General features: G+C 66.5%; 3 protein-coding genes. 1 reads left to right on the forward strand and 2 read right to left on the reverse strand.

The genetic code is table 11. The annotated features are described in order from the left end of the window. Positions 1 to 149 precede the first annotated feature (149 nt). Both AC6RA4_RS24520 and hisD read right to left on the reverse strand, forming a co-directional pair. Positions 150 to 902 (reverse strand): SDR family NAD(P)-dependent oxidoreductase, encoded by a 753-nt coding sequence (locus AC6RA4_RS24520; RefSeq protein WP_500164788.1) that lies wholly within the window; start codon positions 900 to 902, stop codon positions 150 to 152. Then, positions 899 to 2,209 carry a histidinol dehydrogenase gene (gene hisD, locus AC6RA4_RS24525; RefSeq protein WP_500164790.1) on the reverse strand — a complete coding sequence of 437 codons (1,311 nt, stop codon included), beginning with the start codon at positions 2,207 to 2,209 and terminating at the stop codon, positions 899 to 901. Before hisD ends, AC6RA4_RS24520 begins: the two co-directional genes overlap by 4 nt. Positions 2,210 to 2,340: 131 nt before the next feature. On the opposite strand from hisD, the gene AC6RA4_RS24530 reads away from it, so the two are divergent. Further along, positions 2,341 to 2,970, forward strand: a 630-nt coding sequence (locus tag AC6RA4_RS24530) for a LacI family DNA-binding transcriptional regulator (protein ID WP_500164792.1), incomplete at its 3' end; no start/stop codon positions are given.

Below are 2,970 nucleotides of genomic sequence, written 5' to 3' on the forward strand. Positions count from 1 at the left end.
CTGGGTTTCAATTGAAGCGCAGCATGCCGAGCACCGTGTCTGCCTGCGCGCCGACTGTAATGCGCGGATCTTGCGCCCTCGACGACCTCGAGCAGGTCGGCGGCGATCAAGTCGGTAAAGGCGACGCCCACGTTGCCTGATGTTCGGCGTCAGCCCGCAGTCCAACCTCCATCGACCTTGAGCGCGCTGCCCGTTGTCATCGCAGAGGCGTCAGACGCAAGGAACAGGGTCGCTGCCGCAACCTCCTCGATGCTGGCCAGACGGCCGAGGCGAATGCGGCTCATCACCTCGGACTGGAAGGCTGGGTCGGCGAGAAAGGGCCTTGTCATCGGGGTCTCGACGAAGGTCGGGCAGACCGTGTTGACGCGGATGCCGCTACCCGCGAGCTCCATCGCGAGCGCCCGGCTGAAGCCTTCGAGCGCCCATTTTGAGGCGCAGTAGAGCGCCCGATTGGGGGCTCCCACGTGCCCCATCTGCGACGACATATTGATGATCGAACCCTGCACGCCCTCATCCGCCATGCGCATCGAGACCGCACGGGCGGCGAACACCGCGGCGCGCAGGTTGAGGTCCATGACCGCGTCGTAGTCCTTGGGCGTGACCTCGGCTAGCGGCTTGGGCCGGTTGGTGCCGGCATTGTTGACAAAGACATGCGGGGCAGGGCGGGAGGCCATGAAGCGCTCCACGGTGGCCACGTCGGTGACGTCGAGCGCTTCGGCCTCGGCGATGAGTCCCTCACCGCGCAACTCCGAGGCGAGTGCCTCGATCTCGCCAGCGCTGCGCGCCACGAGTGTGACGGCGGCCCCGGCTTCGGCCAGTGTGCGGGCCACCCCGGCCCCGATGCCGCGACCGGCACCGGTGACTAGCGCCCGTCGCCCGTCGAGACGAAAGAGCGGGCTCATTCAGCCGCCGTGCCGTAGGCCACGTTGCGGCCGCCGTAGCGCCGGACCCGGAGGTTGGCCTGCTCGGCATGGCCAACGAAGCCCTCGAGCATGCACAGCCGCGAGCAGTACTCGCCGATCTCCGCCGCAGCGGCGTCGCTGATGACCTTCTGATAACTGTGGGTCTTGAGAAACTTGCCGACCCAGAGCCCGCCGGTATAGCGCCCCGCCTTCTTCGTTGGCAGCGTGTGGTTGGTGCCGATCACCTTGTCACCGTTGGCGACATTGGTGCGCGGGCCGAGGAAGAGCGCGCCATAGCTGGTCATGTTTTCGAGATACCAGTCGTCGCGGTCGGTCATCACCTGCACATGCTCGGAGGCGATGTCATCTGCCGCCGCCAGCATCTCGTCGTGGCTGTCGCAGAGAATGACCTCGCCGTAATCCTCCCAGCTTTTCCGGGCGGTGTCGGCGGTCGGCAGGATGGCGAGCAGGCGGTCGATCTCTGCCAGCGTGGCGCGAGCGAGCGGCTCGGAATTGGTCACCAGAACGGCGGGGGAATTGTAGCCGTGCTCGGCCTGCCCAAGCAGGTCGGTGGCGCACATCTCCGCATCGACAGTGTCATCGGCGATCACCATGGTCTCGGTCGGGCCGGCGAAGAGGTCGATACCTACGCGCCCGAAAAGCTGCCGCTTGGCTTCGGCGACGAAGGCGTTGCCGGGACCGACCAGCATGTGCACCGGCTCTATCGTCTCGGTGCCAAGGGCCATCGCGCCGATCGCCTGGATGCCGCCGAGCACGTGGATCTCGTGCGCGCCGCCGAAGTGCATCGCGGCTATCACGGCCGGGTTGGGCTTGCCCTTGAAGGGTGGGGTCGCCGCAACGATGCGCGGCACGCCGGCCACTGCGGCGGTCAGCACCGACATGTGCGCCGAGGCCACCATCGGGAATTTGCCACCGGGAACGTAGCAACCCACCGATTGCACTGGGATGTTGCGATGTCCGAGGATCACCCCTGGCAGAGTCTCGATCTCGATATCTTGCATCGAGGCCCTCTGCGCCTCGGCAAAGGCACGGACCTGGGTCTGGGCAAAGTGGATGTCGTCGATCTCGCGCGGGGTGAGCTGACCGATCAGAGAGTCGATCTCGTCCTGCGACAGGCGGAAGCTGGCAGGGCTGTAGCTGTCGAATGTCTTACTGAGCTCGCGCACGGCGGCGTCGCCGCGTGTCTCGATGTCCTTTAGGACCTGCTCGACCGTCGCGCGCACCTTGGCGTCGTCCTCGTTGCGCAGGTCGGTCGGGCGGCCGGTCTTGAGATGGTGGATGGTCATGGGGAAGTCCTCCTCTGGATGCTGACTGCAGCAAGCCCGCCAAAGTCAGGGGTTGCAATATTTCACAAACGAAGTGAAAAACTTTCAGTCACTCGCTCGCGTCTTAGCGGGCGCCGGTTGTGGAGGACCTGATGCCGAAGGTGACGGCGAAACTTGTGGCCGCGCAGGCGGGCGTGTCCGTCGCGGCGGTGAGCCGGGCCTTTCAACCCGGGGCGCCGCTCGCGGCCGAAAAGCGCGCCGAGGTGCTTCGCATCGCTTCGGAACTCGGCTACGTGCCGCCATCCGGGCGAAGCCTCGACCAGCTCGGAACCCAGAGCGTGAGCCTCGTTGCCGGAGACCTGACGAACCCGTTCTATGCCGGGGTCCTCGAACTGCTGTCGCACGAGCTACACAAGCGTGGCCGGCGGCTGATGCTGCACGCCATCCCGCCCGGCGAGACGGTCGACGTGGCGATGGAGCAGGTGCTCGGCTATCGCGCCGATGCGGCCATCGTGACCTCGGCGCAGATGTCCTCCGAGCTCGTGCGGCGCTGCCGGGAGCGCAATTTTCCGGTGGTGCTTCTGAACCGGGTTCAGCCGGACAGCCAGATGACGGCGGTGACCTGCGACAATCATGCCGGCGCCCGGATGATCGCCACGCGCTTCCTGCGTTCCGGTCGCCGGCGCATTGCACACATTACCGGCCTGCCCGACACCTCGACCCACCACGAGCGCGCGCGCGGGTTCCTCGCTCGGCTGGGTGGGGCCGGCGTGGCGCCGGTG

The organism is Salipiger sp. (genome assembly GCF_059781815.1).

What these genes read in the sequence shown, in the direction of transcription:
- AC6RA4_RS24520 (WP_500164788.1), bottom strand. Translation starts at nt 902, where the DNA reads ATGAGCCCGCTCTTTCGTCTCGACGGGCGACGGGCGCTAGTCACCGGT.
- hisD (WP_500164790.1), bottom strand. Translation starts at nt 2,209, where the DNA reads ATGACCATCCACCATCTCAAGACCGGCCGCCCGACCGACCTGCGCAAC.